The organism is Mesorhizobium oxytropidicola, assembly GCF_056174625.1.
On sequence record NZ_CM149692.1, the window covers coordinates 2,228,828 to 2,248,408 of the forward strand.

General features: G+C 64.3%; 18 protein-coding genes and 1 pseudogene. 9 read left to right on the forward strand and 10 right to left on the reverse strand.

Annotation, left to right across the window (positions count from 1 at the left end):
- Window positions 1–104 precede the first annotated feature (104 nt).
- The 9 genes from AC0V8S_RS11155 to AC0V8S_RS11195 all read left to right on the forward strand — a co-directional run bounded on the left by AC0V8S_RS11155 (window position 105) and on the right by AC0V8S_RS11195 (window position 9,448).
- Window positions 105–404 carry a putative quinol monooxygenase gene (locus tag AC0V8S_RS11155; RefSeq protein ID WP_183462803.1) on the forward strand — a complete coding sequence of 100 codons (300 nt, stop codon included), beginning with the start codon at window positions 105–107 and terminating at the stop codon, window positions 402–404.
- Window positions 405–1,127: 723 nt separating this feature from the next.
- Complete coding sequence (locus AC0V8S_RS11160) at window positions 1,128–2,909, forward strand: chloride channel protein (RefSeq protein WP_475437696.1); 1,782 nt, start codon at window positions 1,128–1,130, stop codon at window positions 2,907–2,909.
- A 172-nt stretch (window positions 2,910–3,081) separates the two neighbouring features.
- Window positions 3,082–3,741, forward strand: a complete 660-nt coding sequence (locus AC0V8S_RS11165; protein ID WP_475437697.1) for a helix-turn-helix domain-containing protein — start codon at window positions 3,082–3,084, stop codon at window positions 3,739–3,741.
- 41 nt (window positions 3,742–3,782) lie between these two features.
- Window positions 3,783–4,859 (forward strand): extracellular solute-binding protein, encoded by a 1,077-nt coding sequence (locus AC0V8S_RS11170; RefSeq protein ID WP_475437698.1) that lies wholly within the window; start codon window positions 3,783–3,785, stop codon window positions 4,857–4,859.
- A gap of 22 nt (window positions 4,860–4,881) precedes the next feature.
- Window positions 4,882–5,754: an ABC transporter permease gene (locus AC0V8S_RS11175; RefSeq protein ID WP_475437699.1), complete on the forward strand. Its 873-nt coding sequence runs from the start codon at window positions 4,882–4,884 to the stop codon at window positions 5,752–5,754.
- Window positions 5,754–6,551 carry an ABC transporter permease gene (locus AC0V8S_RS11180; protein WP_475437700.1) on the forward strand — a complete coding sequence of 266 codons (798 nt, stop codon included), beginning with the start codon at window positions 5,754–5,756 and terminating at the stop codon, window positions 6,549–6,551. The genes AC0V8S_RS11175 and AC0V8S_RS11180 overlap by 1 nt, the downstream gene beginning before the upstream one ends.
- On the forward strand, window positions 6,548–7,663 hold the full coding sequence (locus AC0V8S_RS11185; protein WP_475437701.1) for an ABC transporter ATP-binding protein: 1,116 nt from the start codon (window positions 6,548–6,550) through the stop codon (window positions 7,661–7,663). Before AC0V8S_RS11180 ends, AC0V8S_RS11185 begins: the two co-directional genes overlap by 4 nt.
- A 27-nt stretch (window positions 7,664–7,690) precedes the next feature.
- Complete coding sequence (locus AC0V8S_RS11190) at window positions 7,691–9,076, forward strand: NAD(P)/FAD-dependent oxidoreductase (RefSeq protein ID WP_475437702.1); 1,386 nt, start codon at window positions 7,691–7,693, stop codon at window positions 9,074–9,076.
- A gap of 3 nt (window positions 9,077–9,079) precedes the next feature.
- Window positions 9,080–9,448, forward strand: coding sequence for a cupin domain-containing protein (locus AC0V8S_RS11195; protein WP_475437703.1), 369 nt, complete (start codon window positions 9,080–9,082; stop codon window positions 9,446–9,448).
- 24 nt (window positions 9,449–9,472) lie between these two features.
- Here AC0V8S_RS11195 and AC0V8S_RS11200 read toward each other — a convergent pair.
- The 10 genes and pseudogenes from AC0V8S_RS11200 to AC0V8S_RS11245 all read right to left on the reverse strand — a co-directional run bounded on the left by AC0V8S_RS11200 (window position 9,473) and on the right by AC0V8S_RS11245 (window position 19,374).
- A pseudogene (locus AC0V8S_RS11200) lies at window positions 9,473–11,117 on the reverse strand (MFS transporter).
- Window positions 11,118–11,281: 164 nt separating this feature from the next.
- Window positions 11,282–13,150 carry an asparagine synthase (glutamine-hydrolyzing) gene (gene asnB / locus AC0V8S_RS11205; protein ID WP_475437704.1) on the reverse strand — a complete coding sequence of 623 codons (1,869 nt, stop codon included), beginning with the start codon at window positions 13,148–13,150 and terminating at the stop codon, window positions 11,282–11,284.
- A 177-nt stretch (window positions 13,151–13,327) separates the two neighbouring features.
- Complete coding sequence (gene fliQ / locus AC0V8S_RS11210; RefSeq protein WP_010911298.1) at window positions 13,328–13,594, reverse strand: flagellar biosynthesis protein FliQ; 267 nt, start codon at window positions 13,592–13,594, stop codon at window positions 13,328–13,330.
- A gap of 13 nt (window positions 13,595–13,607) precedes the next feature.
- Complete coding sequence (gene flgD / locus AC0V8S_RS11215) at window positions 13,608–14,015, reverse strand: flagellar hook assembly protein FlgD (protein ID WP_183462782.1); 408 nt, start codon at window positions 14,013–14,015, stop codon at window positions 13,608–13,610.
- Window positions 14,015–14,458 carry a flagellar biosynthesis repressor FlbT gene (flbT, locus tag AC0V8S_RS11220; protein ID WP_475437705.1) on the reverse strand — a complete coding sequence of 148 codons (444 nt, stop codon included), beginning with the start codon at window positions 14,456–14,458 and terminating at the stop codon, window positions 14,015–14,017. Before flbT ends, flgD begins: the two co-directional genes overlap by 1 nt.
- Window positions 14,455–14,802, reverse strand: coding sequence for a flagellar biosynthesis regulator FlaF (gene flaF, locus AC0V8S_RS11225; RefSeq protein ID WP_183462780.1), 348 nt, complete (start codon window positions 14,800–14,802; stop codon window positions 14,455–14,457). The genes flbT and flaF overlap by 4 nt, the downstream gene beginning before the upstream one ends.
- A 29-nt stretch (window positions 14,803–14,831) precedes the next feature.
- Window positions 14,832–15,875, reverse strand: a complete 1,044-nt coding sequence (locus AC0V8S_RS11230; protein ID WP_095199345.1) for a flagellar hook-associated family protein — start codon at window positions 15,873–15,875, stop codon at window positions 14,832–14,834.
- 3 nt (window positions 15,876–15,878) lie between these two features.
- Window positions 15,879–17,333 (reverse strand): flagellar hook-associated protein FlgK, encoded by a 1,455-nt coding sequence (gene flgK / locus AC0V8S_RS11235; protein WP_475437706.1) that lies wholly within the window; start codon window positions 17,331–17,333, stop codon window positions 15,879–15,881.
- Window positions 17,334–17,360: 27 nt separating this feature from the next.
- Window positions 17,361–18,626, reverse strand: coding sequence for a flagellar hook protein FlgE (locus AC0V8S_RS11240; RefSeq protein WP_475437707.1), 1,266 nt, complete (start codon window positions 18,624–18,626; stop codon window positions 17,361–17,363).
- A 79-nt stretch (window positions 18,627–18,705) separates the two neighbouring features.
- Window positions 18,706–19,374: a response regulator transcription factor gene (locus AC0V8S_RS11245; RefSeq protein ID WP_010911291.1), complete on the reverse strand. Its 669-nt coding sequence runs from the start codon at window positions 19,372–19,374 to the stop codon at window positions 18,706–18,708.
- Between the last annotated feature and the right edge of the window lie 207 nt (window positions 19,375–19,581).

A 19,581-nucleotide genomic window follows, 5' to 3' on the forward strand; every position in this document is an offset into this window, starting at 1 on the left:
ACCATAGACTGCCGCGCATAGGACAGCCCGGCGAGGGTAGCTGGCCAAGCTTGCGCGAGGGTGGGAAAGTGGCTGGATTTGATGTCGCGAAGGAAGGGAAACCCATGCTCCTGATCATCGGCACGATCCGCTTGCCGCCCGACAGGTTCGAGGAGGCGAGGCCGGTGATGGAGCGTATGGTTTCAGGCAGCCGCGCCGAGGATGGCTGCCTGGAATATTCCTATGCAAGCGACGTGCTCGACACCGGGCTGATCCGGGTCACCGAAGTGTGGCGCGACAAAGCGGCGCTCGACGCGCATTTCCGCTCGCCGCACATTGCCGAGTGGCGCGCGAGCTGGCCGGCGCTGGGCATCGGCGAGCGCAATCTTGTGCTCTATGAGGCCGGCGGACCCACGCCGACCTGATCGGCCGCTGCTTCGGGTCTGCCGAGCCGCATCGGTGTTTCGCAGAAACCACAACGAAGTCTACATCCGCCTGCTTCGTGCGGCGCTCGTCAGATCAATTCCGCTACTCTGTGGGAGGATAGCTAAGAAGGCCTAGCAGGCATTGACCTGTCTGCAGGACCAACCGCCGCCATCGGTATCGTGGCAATCTTCATAGCTGCCGTAACACATGTTCGTTGAATTGCGGTACCAGGGATAGCCGCCGGGACAGCAGACGTCCTGCTGCGCGGTCCGAAGAAATTCTTCTGTCGGCCGGCTCTGTTTTTCCGTATTGCCTCCCGACGAGAAAGACATCGGGTATGAAATACTCTGCTTAACTGGCATATCCACGTTTGAGCTGCTCATTGCGGACGAACTCAAAAAAATCGTGCAAGCAGCCAATGAAAGGAACCCCCGCGCACTCATGTTCTCCTCCTTGAGGGAAATAGTGACGGGCTAAAATACCACCTCTCATGCGGTGCGTCGATTGCGCAGGCGAGATGGCGGAGGGGCATCGCTGCGAAATCCGTTGTCGGATTTCAGATGACCGGCTCGCTTATGCCTTTTGGGCTCTGGATCGATCAAAAGACGCCTCTAAACTGTTCGAGAACGATCCTCACAGGGGCAGCCGGTATCGCGGTTGCCATGCCGCGTCGCCAGGCGTATCAGCCTTCCACGTCCCTTTTGATATCGGCGAGCCGCCTGGTGCTTTCCAGAAACCAACCACAAGTCTACGCCCGCCGGCTGCGCGCGGTGCTGCTGAGATCCATTCCTCTGCTCGAAGCACGCGGCATCGCCGTGGTTATCCTGGCCGGCGTCGTCGGCGTCATGGCGGGCATACTGGTCACGGCGATGAGCCAGATCGTGCAGGATCTGCACGGGCTGTTGTTCGGCGTTCAGCCCGGCGGTCGGCTGTCCGGCATGTTCTCGCTCGCCAATCCCATGCAGGCGCTGATACCGGCGGTCGGCGGTGCCCTGCTCGGGCTGACGGTGATCTGGCTGCGGTTGCGTAAGTTCCGCACCCCGGTCGATCCGATCGAAGCCAACGCGCTCTATGGCGGGCGCATGTCGCTGACCGACACCTTCATCATCGCCGGCCAGACCATGATCTCCAGCGGTTTCGGCGCTTCGGTCGGCCTGGAAGCCGGCTACACGCAGGTCGGATCCGGCTTGGCGTCGCGGCTGGCGCGCATCTTCCGGCTGCGCCGCAACGATGTCCGCGTCCTGGTCGGCTGTGGCGCGGCCGGCGCCATCGCCGCCGCCTTCGACGCGCCGCTCACCGGTGCCTTCTACGGTTTCGAACTGGTCATCGGCATCTACTCGGTCGCCAATGTCGCGCCGGTCATGACGGCCGCGATCTCAGCCTCGCTGACGGCGGAAATGTTCGGCGGCGTGCCGTTTCCGCTCGAGCTATCAGGGCTGCCGCAACTGACCCCCAGCCAGTACGTGCCGTTCCTGCTGCTCGGGCTGTTGGGCGGCGCCGCCTCGATCGCCATCATGCAACTGGTGACGCTGATCGAACGCGGTTTCAACAGGCTCTCGATCGATGCCTCGCTGCGCCCCGTCATCGGCGGCGTCATCGTCGGCCTTTTGGGGCTGATCACGCCGCAGGTGCTGTCCAGCGGCCACGGCGCGCTGCACCGCGAATTCGCCATGAACTATGGTTTGACCGTGGTCGCCAGCGTCTTCGTGCTCAAGCTGGCGGCGTCAGCCATTTCACTGGGCTCGGGCTTTCGCGGCGGCTTGTTCTTCGCTTCGTTGTTTCTCGGCGCGCTGCTCGGCAAGGCATTTGCCGGCGTGATGGCGCTGGTCTCGCCGGCGACTGGCATCGACCCCTCGGTTGCCGCCGTCGTCGGCATGACGTCGCTTGCCGTCGGTGTCGTCGGCGGCCCGCTGACCATGACCTTCCTGGCGCTGGAATCGACGCGCGACCTGACGCTCACCGGCGTCGTGCTGGCCGCCTCGATCATGGCGGCGATCCTGGTGCGCGAAACCTTCGGCTATTCGTTCTCGACATGGCGCTTCCATCTGCGCGGCGAAACCATCCGCAGCGCCCACGATGTCGGCTGGATGCGCAGCCTCACCGTCGGCTCGATGATGCGCAAGGACATCAAGACCATCGATGCCTCGACGGCGCTGGCGGATTTCCGCAGGCAGATCCCGCTCGGATCCGCCCAGCGTGTCATCGCCGTCGACCCGGGCGATCAATATGTCGGTGTGCTGATCGTGGCCGAACTGCACAGCGATCCTTCCGGCGGCGAGGTGCCGGTGCGCGATCTCGCCCAGTACAAGGATGCCGTCCTGGTGCCCAGCATGAACGTGCAGGCCGCCGCCGAGACGTTCCAGCGCGCCGGCGCCGAGGAACTGGCGGTCGTCGAGGATTTCACCGACCACATCGTGCTCGGTCTGCTGACCGAGGGGCATCTGATGCGGCGCTACGCCGAGGAGCTTGAAAAGGCGCGCCGGGATTTGTCGGGCGAGGGGTAGGGGATTCTCCTCCACGTTCGCTTTGTCGACCGGCAGGCACGGCTGCTCCCATGGATGCACCTTCTGATTTGAGCAAGCCCGGCCTGGATATTGGCGCGCTCCTGGCGTCACGCGCGGCTTGCCAGATGTACAGTGGTACTGTACAGAATGTTAAGTGCGGTGAGGAGACGGCATGCGCAAGGGGTCCGGCCAGGCTTCCGTAAAAACCGGTGAAGTACCGGCCGCGACGCATGCCCATCAGGTTCTGGGGATGCGCCTCAAGAGCCTTCGCCTCGCCCGCCGGCTGTCCTTGCGGGAGCTTGCGGAGGCGACCGGAACCAGCGCCAGTTTCATCAGCCAGCTCGAACGCGGACTGACCGGCGCCAGCACCGCCTCGCTCAACCAGATGGCTTCGGCGCTCGGCGTGAGCGTCGCCATGCTGTTCGAGGAAAGCACAGCGCAAAACCATGGCGTTCTGAGACGGAGTGAACGGCCGAGCCTGCCGCCCAGCGACGGCTGCCGCAAGATGCTGTTGTCGCGCCCGCCGTTGAGCGACATGGAAGTCTATGTCGGGGAATTCGACATTGGCGGCTCGACCGGGCCCGATCGCTACACCCATGGCGACGCGCACGAGATGCTCGTCGTGCTGCGTGGGGTCGTCGAGGTTTCGCTCGGCGAGGCGCGCCACGTGCTCGAGGAGGGCGACAGCATCGAATACACGACGTCGACACCGCATCGCTCAGAGAACATCGGCAGTGGCCGAGCCGAAGTGATGTGGATCATCGCGCCGCCGACCTCGGTGCGCGCCGAACTCGATCAATACACGGCCTGGAAACCGCTCGCGGCCAGGTAGGTTCGATCCAAAACGCGGGCATGAATGGGAGAGTTAGTGTGATGTTTAAGTCGAGATTTGCAGGCCTTGGCGCTATTCTGGCGCTCGGCGTTGTGGCCGGCGCGGCCTTTGCGCAGGACAAGCCGGTCGCAGGTGAGGTCAAGGAAGGTTCGCTCAAGGGCAAGACGCTGACGTTCGTTTCCTATGGCGGCATCTACCAGGACGGCCAGACGGCGGCGCTGAAGGAATTCGTCGACAAGTCCGGCGTCAAGCTGCTCAATGACGGCCCGACCGAGATCGCCAAGCTGCAGGCGCAGGTCGAGTCCGGCAATGTCACCTGGGACGTCGTCGATACCGACGACCTGCCGCCTTACGTCTATTGCGGCAAGCTGTTCCAGAAGCTGGATCTGACGAAGCTCGACGTCTCGAAAATCCCGGAAGGCCAGGTCGGCGAATGCTCGGTGCCGGCGATGAACTACGGCGTCGTGCTGATGTACAACAAGGAGAAGTACAAGGATAATCCGCCCAAGAGCTGGGCCGACTTCTTCGACACGGCGAAATTTCCGGGCGTGCGCGGGATCGACGGCTCCGGCAGCCCGACGGGCGGCTTGCTCGAACAGGCGCTCAAGGTTGCCGGCGGCGACCCGAAGGCAATGACGGTGGCAGATATCGACAAGGCCATCGATGTGGTCCGCAAGCTCGGCCCCGATACCATTTTCTGGAAGACGGGAGCTGAATCGCAACAGCTCGCCGAATCCGGCGAGGCCGACATGCTGATGATGTGGACCGGCCGCGCCATGACCGCGGTCAAGAACGGCGCCAAATACGCGCCGGCCTGGCAGGATTGGCTGGTGGTGATGGACCAGATGACGATCCCGGTCGGCGTCAAGGATACGGACGCATCCTACGCGCTGCTCAACGCCTATCTCGGCAAGCAGTCGCAGGAAATCCTGGCGGAGAAGACCTCCTACACGCCGATCAACAGCGACGCACAGCCCAAGGTCGACGCTTCCGTCGCCGCCTTCCTGACCAACACGCCGGATCGCCAGAAGCAGGGCTACAAGCAGAACTTCAAGTTCTGGGTGCCGAACTTCGCGGTGGCGCAGGAGAAGTGGTCGGCGCTGATGGCCGGCAACTGAACCAGCGAACGAGAGGCAGATCGTGAGCGCGTCCGAGCTCCCACCCCAACCCACCGCAGATGTGCGGCCGGGACGGGCATGGCGGCCGTTCGCGCTCACGGCGCCGGCGCTGATCCTGCTCGTCGCGGTGATCGGCTATCCGTTGTTCACCATCGTGCTGCGCAGCCTGTCGGAGCCGGAATGGGGCGTGCAGAACTATGTCTGGTTCTTCGGCGCGCCCATCAATCTCACCGTGCTACAGCGCACTTTCACAATCTCGGCCTGGGTGACGATCGTCTGCGTCATCTGCGCCTATCCTTACGCCTATCTGATGACCGCCGTCGGGCCGCGCGTGCGGCTTGTCCTGGTGCTCTGCGTGCTTATCCCGTTCTGGGTGAGCGGGGTGGTGCGCACGCTCTCCTGGGTGATCCTGCTGCAGGATTCGGGCGTCATCAATTCGCTGCTGAGGGCGGCCGGTTTTGACGGCATCCGGCTGATCCGTACCCAGACCGGCGTGGTGATCGGCATGGCGCAGGTGCTTCTGCCCTTCATGATCCTGCCTCTCTATTCGGTGATGAAGGGCATCGACCTCAGGCTGATGCGGGCTGCGCAAAGCCTGGGTGCACGACCTTCGCGCGCATTCTTTACCGTCTACCTGCCGCTGTCGCTGCCCGGCGTCTATGCCGGGGCGATCATCGTCTTCATCCTGGCGCTGGGCTTCTACATCACCCCCGCTTTGCTCGGCGGACCGCGCTCGACCATGTTGTCGACGCTGGTGCAAACGCAGGTGCTCAGCCTGCTGCAATGGGGTCGTGGCGGTGCCATGGGCGTGGTGCTGCTCGTCACCACTTTTGTACTTCTGGCGCTCGCGGCACCGGTGATGCGCACGCGATACCGGGAAGCGGGGCGGCGCTGATGGAGATCAAGCCGCTCACCCGCGCGATCCTCGGCCTCATCTGCCTGCTGGTGGCGATATGGCTGGTGGCGCCGACGCTGGTCGTCGTGCCGATGTCGTTCAACGAGAACAAGTCGCTGGCGTTTCCGCCGCAAGGCTTCTCCTGGCAGTGGTACCAGAACTTCTTCACCAATCCGGACTGGTCGTCGAGCTTCCTCAACTCGCTGAAGGTCGCCTCGGTGGTGGCGGTGCTGGCGACGGTGCTCGGCACGCTCGCGGCCTTCGGCCTTGACCGCATGAAGGCCGGGCCGGCCAATCTGTTGCGCATGCTGATGCTGACGCCGATGGTGGTGCCGGGCGTGGTGCTGGCCATCGGCATCTATGCCGTCTATCTCGACACCCACCTCGTCGGCACGCTGCTGGGCTTCGTGCTTGCCCACACCATCCTTGCGCTTCCCTTCGTGCTGATCGCCGTCTCCGCCAGTCTCGAAGTGTTCGACAGGCGCCTCGAGACGGCGGCGGCGAGCCTCGGCGCCGGAGCGCTGACCGCGTTCCGCACGGTGACGCTGCCGTTGATCCTGCCCGGCATCCTGTCCGGCCTGCTGTTCGCCTTCGCCACCTCTTTCGACGAGATCGTCGTGTCGCTGTTCATCACCAACCCCTACCTCAAGACCTTGCCCGTGCAGATATTCTCCTCGATCACCCGCGACGCCGACCCGACGGTGGCCGCGGTCGGCACCATCCTGTTGTTCGCCACCACGATCCTGATCGGCGGCGGCATGCTGCTTCTTGGTCGCGAGCGGAAAGGACGCCAATGAAGCCGGCACAGCAGAGCAAGGGCGCGGCGATCGATCTCGAATCGGTCAGCAAGGCCTATGGCGGCTTCAAGGCGCTGGACGGCGTGTCGTTGCGCATCGAGCCCGGCGAGTTCATGACGCTGCTCGGCCCGAGCGGCTCCGGCAAGACCACGACGCTGAATGTCGTGGCCGGCTTCACCGACCTGACCAGCGGCAAGCTGCTGGTCGGCGGCAAGAACGTCGTCGGCGTGCCGGCGCACAAGCGCAACATCGGCGTTGTCTTCCAGCACTACGCGCTGTTCCCGCATATGAGCGTCGGCCGCAACGTCGCCTATCCGCTGACGCTGCGCGGCGTCGACCAGGCCACGCGGCAATCGCGCGTGGCCAGAGCGCTCGACATGGTCAAGATGGGCGACTTCGCGCATCGCTATCCCAGCGAACTGTCGGGTGGCCAGCAGCAGCGCGTGGCGCTCGCCCGTGCCATCGTCTTCGACCCTCCGCTGTTGCTGATGGATGAGCCGCTCGGCGCGCTCGACAAGAAGCTGCGCGAATGGCTGCAGCTTGAGATCAAGCGCATCCACCGCGAGCTCGGCACCACCTTCGTCTATGTGACGCACGACCAGGAGGAGGCGCTGGTGCTGTCGGACCGCATCGCCGTGTTCAATCGCGGGCGCATCGAGCAGGTCGGCACCGGCCGCCAGCTCTATGACGAACCGGCGACGCTGTTCGTCGGCCGCTTCATCGGCGATTCCACCGTGTTGCGTGGCGAGGCGCGAAGCGATGGCACAAGCACCGCGCTGACCATAGCCGGCGAGACCGTAACGGCATCAACGCGCATCAATGGGGATGCCAGGCCGGTGATGCTGCTGCGTCCCGAAAAGCTCGCCATCCGCCGACCCGGCCAAAGTGCTGCCGATGGCACCAACCGCCTGTCTGGGACGATCGCCGAGGCCATCTATCTCGGCTCGGAATCGAAATATGAAGTGAAGTTGGCCGATGGATCCGCCGCAATCGTGCGCTCACCGCTAACCGGCGAAAGTTTTGGCCTGGGCGAACCAGTGGAGCTTTGCTTTCACGGCGCTGACGCCAAGCTGCTGGCCGACGACAGCACCGCCGACACCACGCTCACCTGATCCCGCTCCCCATCTGAAAGTCATCCCATGCAGGCCAAGCGAAACGGCGACATATCGTTCTGGTATGCGGATCTGGGAGGGGTCCCCGCGCCCCGGCCCCCTTTGCCCGGCGATATCGAAGCCGATGTCGCGATCGTCGGCGCCGGCTATACCGGGCTGTGGACCGCCTACTATCTGAAGAAGGCCAGACCGTCGCTGCGCGTCGCGCTGATCGAGCGCGAATTCGCCGGTTTCGGCGCGTCGGGCCGCAACGGCGGCTGGCTGTCGGGTGGTTTCAGCTGGTCGCGTGAAAAGTACCTCAAGACCTCGACCCGGCAAGGCGTCAGCGCCATGCAGGCGGCGATGGCGGGCTGTGTCGACGAGGTGATCCGGGTGGCGAGCGCGGAAGGCATCGATGCCGACATCCGCCGCGTCGACAATCTGACGGTGGCCACCAACCCCGCGCAGCTCGAACGCGCGCGCGAAGAGTGCGAGACGATCCGCGCCTGGGATGTCGATCCGGACCGCGTCGAGATGCTGGATCAAGCGGCGACGCGGGCACGCATCAATATCCGCAATGTCATGGGTGGTTTCGTCGTCCACGGCCAGGCGCGCGTGCAGCCGGCCAAGCTGGTGCGCGGGCTTGCCGCCGCCGTCGAGCGCCTGGGCGTGCCGATCTACGAGCAGACGACGGTGACGTCCATCGCCAAGGGCAGCGTGACGACGAACCGCGGCACGGTGCGGGCCGAAACCATCATCCGCGCGACGGAGGGTTTTACATCAGGCATCCCCGGTGAGGAGCGAACATGGCTGGCGCTCAACAGCGCGCAGATCGTGACCGAGCCGCTGTCGGAGGCGCTTTGGCGCGACATTGGCTGGGAAGGGCACGAGCTTCTCGGCAACGCCGCGCACGCCTATTGCTACGCCCAGCGCACGCGCGAGGGGCGCATCACCATGGGTGGGCGCGGCGTCCCCTATCGCTACGGCTCGCGCACCGACGTCAACGGGCAGACGCAGCAGGCGACGATCGACCAATTGCATCAGATCCTGACGACGCTGTTGCCGCAGACGGCGGGCTGCCGCATCGAGCACGCCTGGTGCGGCGTGCTCGGCGTGCCGCGCGACTGGTGCACCACCGTCGGGCTCGATCCTACGACCCGCATCGGCTGGGCCGGCGGCTATGTCGGGCTTGGCGTGTCGAGCTCCAATCTTTCCGGACGCACGCTGGCCGACCTGGTCCTTGGCCAGGACACCGAGCTGACGAAGCTGCCCTGGGTCAACCGCAAGGTCAGGCCATGGGAGCCGGAGCCGTTCCGCTGGCTCGGCGTGCATTCGATGTACCAGCTCTATCGCATCGCTGATGGGCGTGAGGCCGCTGGGCTTGCGCATACATCGAAACTGGCCGCGCTCGCCGATAGCATCACGGGCCACTGATCCATGGAGTCCAATTTGATCGATCTGTCGACCTTCCACGATCTCGCCAAGACCGACATCGGAGCGTTCTCGCCCAAGCCGACTTCCCTCGAGGGAAATCAGGTCGAGGCGGTGCGCTCGCTCTTCCAGTCACCGGACGGAACCGTCGATATCGGCATCTGGGAGTGCACGCCCGGCCGCTTCACAGCCGATCGCACAGGTTCTTCGGAGATATGCCACATCATTTCGGGGCGGGTGGAGGTGAGCCGCGCCGACGGTGAGGCGCGCGAGTTGGGGCCGGGCGACCTTCTCGTTCTGCCGCAGGGATGGAAGGGCGAATGGCGGATCCGTGAAACCACGCGCAAGCTCTACATGATCCAGTCGGCCGGCTGACCGACTGATATCAGCCACACCGGGTCAGTGCTCGATCGGACCCTTGGCCATCACCAGCGTAGTGCCGGCGGTCGTCGGGCGCTCGATGACGCGGCGCACGCGCGGCGGCTCGTCGCCGCTGTGCAGCGCCCGCAAGCGGTCGCCGACCATGGCGTCGGCATGGGTGATGCGGCCATTGTGGCGCACATATTCGAGCCAGGTCGGCGTGTGATAGTGCTCGATCCAGATCGTCGGATTTTCGAGATCACGCGCCAGCGTCCAGTTGCGGGCGCCGTCGCGGCGGCGGATGCGGCCGCGCTCCGCCATGGTGGCGAGGAATTCCGCCTCGTCCTCGTGGCGGATGATGTATTCGATCATGATGGCAATGGGACCGCTGCGCGGCTTCAGGTCGAGCGCGAGGTGCGGTTCCTTGAAACGGTTGAGCGGGTCGAGGTTGAGCACCTGCTGCTGCGGCAGGGGTAGCAAGAGGCCGATGGCGCCGCCGGCCAGCATGGCGATGGCGGCTGCGATCAGCGCCGTCTCGGCGCCATGCGCGTCGGCGACGACGCCCCAGATCCAGCTGCCCAGTGCGATGCCGCCGAAGGTGGCTGTCTGATAGACCGACAGCACCCGGCCGACCACCCAGCGCGGCGTCGCCATCTGCACGGTGACGTTGAAGTGCGACAGCGCGATCACCCAGCAGGCGCCGCCGACCAGCAGGCCGAGTGAGGTCTGCCACGCGTGATGGCTGAGCGCGGCATTGAAGGCGCAGACGGCGAAGCCGGCGAAGGCACAGCGCACCATGGTCTCGCTGGAGAGCAGCTGCCGCAGCCGCACGCTGATCAGCGCGCCGCCGACGGCGCCGATGCCGAAGGCGCCAAGCATGATGCCGTAGGTCAAGGCGTCGCCCTTGACGACATCGCGCGCCACCAGCGGCAAGAGTGCCAGCACCGCGCCGGCGCTGAAGCCGAAGGCCGCGCCCCTGACCAGCACCTTGCCGATGTTGGGCGACATGGCGACGTAGCGCAGGCCGGCCCCCATGGCGGCACCCAGCGACTTCGCGCGGCAAGGTCGAAACCGGCACATCCGGTTTCCAGCGCGCCATCACGACGATGAGGCCGATATAGCTCACCGCGTTCGCGGCGAAGGCGGCCGCGGCACCGGCGGCCGCGACGATGATGCCGCCGATCGCCGGACCGACGCTGCGTGTCAGGTTGAAACCCATGGAGTTCAGCGCAACGGCCGCGGGCACCTTGTTGCGTGGAACCATGTCGCCGACGGACGCCTGCCATGACGGGCTGTTGAGCGCGGTGCCGCTGTCGATCAGGAAGGTGAAGGCAAGCAGCGTCCAGGGCGTGAGCAGATTGTAGTACGTGAACACCGTCAGAAGCAGCGAAACGACCAGCATGAAGGTCTGCGCGACGAGCATCACCTTGCGCCGGTCGAAGCTGTCGGCGATGGCGCCGGCGACAAGCGCGAACAGCATGATCGGCAAGGTGGTCGAGGCCTGGACCAAGGCGACCTGATAGGGCGACGTGGCAATCGTCGTCATCATCCAGGCGGCGCCGACGCCCTGGATCAGGCCACCGAAATTGGAAACGAGACTTGCGGCCCAGACAGCGCGGAAAATGCCATGCCGGAACGGCGCCAGCGCCGAAACGCCTTCGCTGTCCGGTTTCTCGTCAATCATGGATGGGTTCCTGCCACGGCGTACTGATCCCAGCGGTTTCTCCGCATCGTTTGCCGAAACTATGGCATCGCGCCGCAAAGGGCGAATGTCATGCGCGAAAGATCATGGTCCAACAAAGGGATAGGGGAGGGCCACGCCTGTATCGGCCCTGCGGGGACATGATTTCAGCGAGCGTCCCGGACCGCCGCGTGCAGCGCTTCGGTGAGGTGGCCGGCGGTCTGGCCGTCGGCGTGCAGGCGAAGGAAAAGCTCCATGCCGACCAGCCGCAGCCGCGACGGCTGGTCCCGCTTTGCCAGATCGATCAGGTCCTCGACCGAAGCTGCCGGCCATTTCATCACGTCACGCAGCAAGCCGCCGCGCAGCAGACCCTCGGTGCCCGCGGTGAAATTGGCCGATACCTGGAAGCCGTTCTTGCGAGCCGTCACGTTCTGAGGCGGAATGTGTTTTTCCGCGACTTTCTTCAAAAGCCATTTTCCTTGGCTATGGCGGTATTTGTGCCGCCTCGGCAGATGGATGGCGAAGTCGATCAGCCGGTTTTCGAGGAACGGCACCCTGAGTTCCACCGAAGCCGCCATGCTGAGCCGGTCATGCCTGTTCAACAGATCCTGCAAATGGGCATACAGGTCGTGAAGGCAGCAGCCCAGGAAGGCACGGTCGCTGAGCGACGCGACCGGCTCGAGCCGGTCGAAGATCTTGGTCTGAAGGAAATTCAGTTCCGGCGACAGTGCCCTGAGCACGATGTTGCGGTCCCAGCCATGGCCGCCGGCTATCGATGTCCGGAAGGGGGCATGGCGCTGGCGCTCGAATCTGCGGGCAAGCCGGGCCTTGGAGCGAAACAGCCGTCCCGGCCACGACCAGGGCCGCCACGGCCGCATGCTGGCTTCCTGCCAGTCGTAGCCGCCAAACAGCTCGTCGGCGCCTTCACCGGTCAACAGCACCTTGATGCCGTCGGCCCGGCACTGCTCGGCAAGCGCCAGCAGGCAGGCATGGCTTGCATGCCAGCCATCGCTTTCCAGGTGCCAGATGGTTCGTGGCCAGAGTTCAAGGAACCGGTCCTTGTCGACGGCCACCCTGTTCAGCGGCACGCCGGCATGGCGGGCGGTGCGTTCGGCGTCTTCCGCCTCGCTGTGACCGAGGCGCGGATCGACGACATAGGCTGTCATCTCCGGCCTGAACCGCTTCGCCAGTGTCGTGACGAGACCGGAATCGACGCCGCCACTGCAAGCCGCTGCCAGGCCGGTATCGGCAATGCAGTGCAGCCTGACACTGTCTTCGATCAGCGCTTCCAGCGACGCCATGTGCTCGGCGTCGGTGGCGGTGTCGCCGGCGATGCGGGCGGCGTCGAGCACATCGAGGACATGCCAGAAACAGCGCTTCTCGATGCCGGCGTCGGTGATCTTCCACAGGCCCGCGGGCGGCAGCCGCTCTATGCCCGCGAACAGGCTGGAGCTGGAGTCGCGGCTTTGCCAGGCAAGACGCAAGGTGATTTCGCGCGCGTCGATGGTCCGCGCGGCGCCGTCACAGGCAAGGATCGCCTTGTCCTCGGAGGCGAAGAGGATCCGCTCACTCGTCTCGGCCACCGACATCGGCTTGATGCCGAGGCGATCGCGCGCCAGCCAGAGCGCGCCGGCTCGTGCATCGAAATAGGCGAGCGAGAACATGCCGTCGAACAGCGGAATGGCATTGTCCGGCCCCCAGTGATGCAGGGCTTCGAGAACCACTTCGGCATCCGAGACCGTACGGAACCGCCTGCCTCCAGCCTCAAGTGTCGCGCGCAGTGCCTGGTAATTGTAGACCTCGCCATTGTAGACCAGCACGCCCTGGCCACAGGCGGTGAGCATGGGCTCGCGCGCCTGCGCCGAGAGGTCGATGATCGACAGCCGCCGGTGACCGAGCGCCAGCCGGCTGTCGTTCCAGCTGGCATGATCGTCGGGGCCGCGATGCGCCAGTGCCTGCATCATGCGGCCGACATCGGCGAGATCGCCGCAGCCGATCGGGTTCCGCTTGCGCCAGACGCCGGCTATGCCGCACATGGTCCGCCGGTCGGTCTGGGTTGGTTCAGGGGATTTCGACAGGCCATTGTGACAGAAGGATCGCCTGGCCGGGAGTGGCCTGCACGGCAATCTAGCCGGAACCGGGTCAACCGCAAGCGGGCCGCTGGTTTCGGGCAATTCCGGACGGGAAGCCGCCGCACGCTCCCTCGCAGGGTTTCAGAATCCGTTCTGGATGCGCTGGAAGATGACGTTGGTGAAGGCCGATATCTGGCCGCCGATGAACGGGCCGGTGAGCGCCACCACCAACATGATTGCGACGATCTTCGGCACGAAGGTCAAGGTGATTTCCTGGATCTGCGTCAGCGCCTGGATGAGGGCGATGCCGATGCCGACAGCCATGGCGACCAGCACCACCGGAGCGGACGCGGTCAGCACCGTCCACACCGCGTACTGGACGATGTCGAGTGCGTCGGCCTCGTTCATGTCAGAGGTTGGCCTAGCTTGCCGGCTTGATCGACACGCCTGCGCCGACGGGGACCTGGGTACCATCCTGCAGCACCGCGATCAGTCCGCTGCTCGCGAGCGTCACCGAAGCCACTGTTCCGGTGGTCTTGCCGTCGGCCGACGTGATCGAGCGGCCAATAATCGCATCGGCCTGCGACAGCGCCGAGGACTGCATGATCTGGTCGAGCTTGGTGTTGCTCTGCACCGATTGTTCGACCTGCGAGAAGGTGGCGAGCTGGGCGACATATTGCGTTGAATCCATCGGCTTGGTCGGATCCTGGTTCTTCATCTCGGCGATCAGAAGCTTCAGGAAGGACTGGTAGTCGACCGCTGTCTTGGAGGTCGAGGTGGTGGTCGAATTGGCGCCAACCGGTATCGTCGTCGTCATGTCCACGGTCATCAGTAGCGTGCTCCCACGGCCAGTGGGCGCGGCGCGCCCGGAACATCGTCATTGCCGCCAAGCGCGCGGCGTTCGAGAGGATAGAGCGAACGGATCGCCTTCAATGCCTCGTAGATATGATCCTCGCCGACCATGCGGTCGATCTGCTTCAGTGCGCTGCAGATCTCGGCGTCCTCGAAACTGGCGATGAGCAGCGGCAGCGAGCGGCGGAACATTTCGCGGGCCTCATCGGCGCCAGCGGGATTGATCAGCATGACCTGCACGACGAAGTAGAGCTGCCTGAGCGGCGTCGATGCCTGGTCGGCCTGGATCACATGGCTTTCGAGCAGGAACTGCACGTCGTTCATCAGTTCAATGGTGACCTTGCGGTCGACGCGGATGACGGCGCCGTTGATGTAGATCTTCTCGTTGGGCTTCAGCGATATCTTCAGCGTGTTGGTCATTGAATGCCGTCGCGGATGATCTGGGATACTTCGATCAGCCCTTCGAAATTGTTGGTGCGGCCCTGGCGGATGTCCTCCGCCTCGCGCAGCAGCCACAGGCCGATGGAAATCAGGTTGGCGCGCAATTCCTTGGGAAGCGCATTGTCGCTGGAGCCGAGATCCTCGACGAAGACGGTCCAGACACGGTTGGTGAAATTGAGCGCCTCCACGGCCTCCATCGAATCCAGGCCGGCCGCGGCGGCCGCCGACAGCATGTCGATCGAGCGGGTCAGAAGTTCGCGCTCACGGTCCTTGGCGTCCGAGACGGAGGTGCTTTGGACGTCGGCGTAAGAGAATTGGTACATCGTCGGCTCTACCGTTCCGCTGGAAGTTGTCAGGTCAGGTAATTCAACAGGCTGAGCTGCTGCAGGCGCGCTGTCAGAGCGAAGGACGTCTCGATATGCTGCGTCAGGTCCGCGACCTTGGTGGCGGCCGTGGCCGGGTCGACGGCTTCGAGATCGAGGATATGGCGTTCGAACAGGTCGATCTGCGTCTTCATGCGGTCGCTGGCATCGGAGACGCGCTTCTGGACGATGCCGGTCTCCGACTGGACCTGGGCGATGCCGCTCAGCGCCTCGCCGACCAGCGTCTGCGAGTGGCTGACGATGCTGTCCTTGGCCGCCTGACTGATGTTGGTGGACATCAGGCTTGAGACCATTGCGGCGGCCATGGCGAGCTTCTTGATGCCGTCGCTGTTGGCGCTGGTCGACGTCTCGGTGGTTTCGTTGAGCGCGATGCGGCTGACGATCTGCTGGTCGGTGGCGTTCGACATGTTGGTCTGCCAACCCGTGCCGAGGAACTGCGGCGTGACATAGTTGGTGATGAAATCGTCCATCTGGGCGGTGGTAATGTTGGCCGCGGCAGGATCGCTGGGCGTGAATCCGAATTTGGCGACGAAGGAGGCGTCGAAGGCGGCCTTGGCCGGTGAGCCGGCGGCGGTGAAATCGTTGATCGGCTTGACGTCGGTGTTGGTGCCGGCAAACAGATATTCGCCGTTGACGCTGGTGTTGAGGATCGAGGTAAGCTGCTGGATCGTCGTCTGGCCGGTCGATTGGGTCAGGCTGTCGGAGTTGTCGCCCGACGACGCGGTGGTCAGGGCGGACAGGAAGGTCTGCGCCACGCCGGAGAGCTGGCCGAGCGAGGTCTGGGTCGACGCAAGCCTTGCCGTGACCAGCCCGTTGGAATCGACGATGACGTTTAGCCGGTCGAGGTCGCGCTGGAAGGTGACGGACTGGGCGGTGCGTCCGCCCAGTGCCAAGCCGACATCGGCGACCTTGCCGGTCGAGGATTCCTTCGTGGCTTTGACGAGGTCGGCCTGCATGCGCATCTGTTGATAGCGCATGGCGTTGGTGAGGGCGGCCGAGGAGACTGAGGTCATGGATTATCCCACCGCATTCAACAGGGCCGTCATCATGTCGTCGACGGTCTTCATCATCCGGGCCGATGCCTGATAGGTATGTTCGAGGTCGAGCATCAGCGACATTTCCTGGTCGACATTGACGCCGGTCGCATTGGACAGCGCCTCGGAGCTGCGCTGTGCCAGCGCTTCCTTGGCATCCGCGGCGGTCGAAGCCTGCTGGCGCATGCCCTGGAGCCAGCCGATCGAATTGGCGGCGTAGTCGGAAACGCTGGACGTTGCCGAAATCCCGGCTGCGGGGTCGAACGTCATCGGCTGGTCGAGCCGGTCGCCATAGGCAACGAGAAGGTTGGAATAGGAAGCGCCGCCGGTGGTGTTGGCGACGTAGGCAGCGCCATTGGCGCCGCCGTCGCGCAACAATGTCGGATTGCCGCCGGCGCTTGGATCCATCGCCGTATTGATGCTGATCGTGCCGGCCAGGCCATTGACCAGCGTGCCTGCGGCCGGCACCGCCGGGGCGCCGGACCAGGTGAACAGACCGGCGGCGTTGGGCATTGAGGGCGCGGTCTCGGCAAAGGCCGTGATGAGGCCGCGCGCGGTCTCGTCGAGCTGGCTCTGCATGGTCGAGGCGACGCCGTCGCGCAACTGCAGCAGGCCGGCAAGCTTGCCGCTGGCGGTGGTGTTGCCGCCGCTTCCCGCCGAGACCGGCACGTTGTCGATATAGACGGTGTTGCCGGCGGCGCCGGCGGCATAGCCGGCCGATGGCGTGAAGCTCACCGTGCGCGGTATCGTCTCGAACAGCGTGGTGCCGTCACCGGTGGTGATGACCATGTCATTGTCGCCGCGCGTGAAGGTCGATATCGGAACGTAGTCCGCGATCTTCTTCAGCAGCGCGTCGCGCTGGTCGAGTGCATCGGAAACATCGGTGCCGGAACGGGTGCCGGAAATGACCGCCTGGTTGGCGTCCTGGAACTGGCCGAGCAGCGAGTTGAGGTCCTTGACCGCCGTGTCGATCTGGCCGTCGGTCTGGGTGCGGAAATCCTGAATGGCCTGGGAGCCTTCATTCAGGGAGCGCACGACCTGCTTGGCGGCGTCGATGACGCTGGAGCCGAGATTCTGGTTGGACGGCGAGGTGGCGTAGAGCTGCAGCGCCTGCTGCAGATTGGCGATGGCCGTCGAGGGCGAGGAGGCGTTGTCGACGCCGTTGACCGAGACGTCCAGCTGATCCATGCCGCTGTAGCGCGCGTTCTGGCCGCTATAGGCCGACAAGGCGCTGAGATTCTGCCGGAACAGCAGGTCGTTGGTGACGCGCTGGATATCAACCGAACGCGCGCCGGGCGCCGTGCTGGTGACGACGGCGATGCGGCGCGTATAGTCCGGATTGGAAGCGTCTGAGACGTTACGCGTGACAACGCTGGTCTGCCGCGCCGTACTCATAAGCGCTGATTGGGCGATGCTCAATGCGGAAGATAACGACATGCTGGTCTTTCACGGGCCACGCCCGGTTTATCTCTTCAGGTTGACAAGGACGTCCATCAGGTCGGAACCGGTCTGGAAGACTTTCGAATTGGCGGTGTAGCTGCGCTGCGCCGCGATCATGTCGGTCAATTCCTCGGCGATATCGACGTTGGAATTTTCGAGCGCGCCGGAGATGATCGAACCGGCCTTGCCTTCATTGGCAAAGCCGACACGGACCGCGCCGGATTCGGTGCCTTGCGCGTAGACGTTGCCGGGGAGCGCCTTGAGCTGGTCCGGGCTCTGCACGTCGGCCAGCGGGATCTTGTAGAGCGGCTTGGTGGACCCGTCCTTGTACTGGGCGTAGATGGTGCCATCCTTGCTGATCTGCACCTTGTCGATGGTGCTCGGCGCGTTGCCGTTGACTTGCGCGTCGGTAACGGTGAAGCCGGTGCCGAGCTGGGTCAGTGTCGACAGGTCGAGATTGAGGCTGGCGCCCCCTGGCACGGTAGATGAAACGCTGGTGGGCGTGCCGGTGAGTTTGCCGGTCGTGGTGTCGAAAGTCAGATTGGCCGTGCCGAGTGAGCCGCCGGCGGCGTAGGGGAACGATGTTCCGGCCGTGGCCTTCGACTGATCGAAGACCGATACCTCCCAGGTGCCGGTGCCGGTGCCGGTGTTGGTGAAATAGACGTCGAGCAGCTTCTTGTTGCCGAGATTGTCGTAGGCGACCATCGAGGATTTCGAGGTGTATTGCGCGCCTGCCGAGTTGGTGGAGGGCAGGTTGGCGGCGACGACCGGTGTCGCACCTGCCGGCAGATTGCCGCTGAAACTACCCGTCGTGCTCGGGGTCGCGGTCAATCCCTGGTCGGAGATGACAACCGGCTCCAGGCCTTCGAAGCCGTTGACCGTCGCCGCCGGCGTGCCATTGGCGTAGCTGTAGGCCATCAGCTGGAAGCCAGCCGCGTTGACCAGCCTGCCCTGTGCATCTGGAACAAAGGCGCCGGCGCGGGTCAGGAAAGGTGTGCCGCTCGGGTCCTGGACGACGAAGAAGCCGTCACCGCTGACGGCGAGGTCGGACACCGAGGTGGTGTATTGCAGTACGCCCGGATCGCTGACCGCCTGCCGGATCGTCGTGGTGACGCCGCCGGAATTGTAGGCGCCACCCGTCGACGGCATGATCAGCGTCGAGAATTCGGCGGAGGACCGCTTGTAACCGGTGGTGTCGGAATTGGCGATGTTATCAGCGGTTGTCGACAGGCGATTGGCTTGGGCGTTCATACCGGAAACGCCGGTCCGCATCATTCCGTAGAGGCTCATCGAGATGTCTCCGCAATATCCATGCCACTGGCAGCGAGGCTACGCGTCCTGTCTTGCGCGAGGCTGGCGCGGCGCGGCATCAGAAGACGAGCCGGTAGCCGAGGAAGCGCTTGGAATCGATCGGGTCTGTGCCCAACTTCTCGCGCAGTTTCTTGCGCAATTTGCTGATGTGGCTTTCCACCACGTTCTCTTCGACCTCTTCGTCGAAAATGCCGTAGATGGCGTTGAAGACCTGGGTCTTGGTGACGCGGCGGCCGCGGTTGCTCGCCAGATATTCGAGGATGCGGCGCTCGCGGCGCGGCAAGGGCAGTGGCTGGCCGTCGATCTCGGGGTCGCGGCCATCCATGAAGATGCGCATGGCGCCGATCTCGGTGTAGGCGACATCCTCATGGGCGCGACGGCGGATGGCGGTGATGCGGGCCAGGATCTCTCTGATATGGACGGGCTTGCGGATGACGTCATCGACGCCGCTCTCGAACAACCGCAATGTGTTCTCCAGGGAATGCTGCTCGCTGAGCGCAATGACCGGAGCGCCGGTGCGGTCGCGGATCTGGCGCGGAGAGATGGCGCCGTCGCGGCAGTCGCCGATCAGGAAGGCGCGCACTGAACGCAAATCGGTGTCGGCGGCGGAGTTCACCCACTCGCCGAATTCGCCGGGGGCGAAGCCCGCGCAGGCGACGCCCTCGCGATCAAAAAGTGAATTGTATCCCTCAGTTACGAGCTCTCGCTCGTCAACGATCACGATCATCGGCCCCGCCTTCCGAATCAGCACATCTGCCCCGTGGGGAAAGGCGTAACCGCTGGTGAGAATCCTGAACAACCGTCATTTCTTGTAACTAGTTTCTTGGGAGTCTGGAATCGCACCGGTTGCATTAGCGTGCAGCCAGATATGCTTGGCGTGGGAAGTTCTGGGCAAGTCAAAACGGCAACCCAGAGCAGCGCGGTGGGTGTATTA

Bases quoted from the DNA above. Each gene is read 5' to 3' on its own strand.
- flbT (WP_475437705.1), bottom strand. From the start codon at position 14,458: ATGACCAACACGCTGAAGATATCGCTGAAGCCCAACGAGAAGATCTAC.
- AC0V8S_RS11185 (WP_475437701.1), top strand. From the start codon at position 6,548: ATGAAGCCGGCACAGCAGAGCAAGGGCGCGGCGATCGATCTCGAATCG.
- flgK (WP_475437706.1), bottom strand. From the start codon at position 17,333: ATGTCGTTATCTTCCGCATTGAGCATCGCCCAATCAGCGCTTATGAGT.
- AC0V8S_RS11245 (WP_010911291.1), bottom strand. From the start codon at position 19,374: ATGATCGTGATCGTTGACGAGCGAGAGCTCGTAACTGAGGGATACAAT.
- asnB (WP_475437704.1), bottom strand. From the start codon at position 13,150: ATGTGCGGCATAGCCGGCGTCTGGCGCAAGCGGAACCCGATCGGCTGC.
- AC0V8S_RS11195 (WP_475437703.1), top strand. From the start codon at position 9,080: ATGGAGTCCAATTTGATCGATCTGTCGACCTTCCACGATCTCGCCAAG.
- AC0V8S_RS11230 (WP_095199345.1), bottom strand. From the start codon at position 15,875: ATGACCTCAGTCTCCTCGGCCGCCCTCACCAACGCCATGCGCTATCAA.
- AC0V8S_RS11155 (WP_183462803.1), top strand. From the start codon at position 105: ATGCTCCTGATCATCGGCACGATCCGCTTGCCGCCCGACAGGTTCGAG.
- AC0V8S_RS11240 (WP_475437707.1), bottom strand. From the start codon at position 18,626: ATGAGCCTCTACGGAATGATGCGGACCGGCGTTTCCGGTATGAACGCC.
- flaF (WP_183462780.1), bottom strand. From the start codon at position 14,802: ATGTACCAATTCTCTTACGCCGACGTCCAAAGCACCTCCGTCTCGGAC.
- AC0V8S_RS11165 (WP_475437697.1), top strand. From the start codon at position 3,082: ATGCGCAAGGGGTCCGGCCAGGCTTCCGTAAAAACCGGTGAAGTACCG.
- AC0V8S_RS11170 (WP_475437698.1), top strand. From the start codon at position 3,783: ATGTTTAAGTCGAGATTTGCAGGCCTTGGCGCTATTCTGGCGCTCGGC.
- flgD (WP_183462782.1), bottom strand. From the start codon at position 14,015: ATGACCGTGGACATGACGACGACGATACCGGTTGGCGCCAATTCGACC.
- AC0V8S_RS11190 (WP_475437702.1), top strand. From the start codon at position 7,691: ATGCAGGCCAAGCGAAACGGCGACATATCGTTCTGGTATGCGGATCTG.
- AC0V8S_RS11180 (WP_475437700.1), top strand. From the start codon at position 5,754: ATGGAGATCAAGCCGCTCACCCGCGCGATCCTCGGCCTCATCTGCCTG.
- fliQ (WP_010911298.1), bottom strand. From the start codon at position 13,594: ATGAACGAGGCCGACGCACTCGACATCGTCCAGTACGCGGTGTGGACG.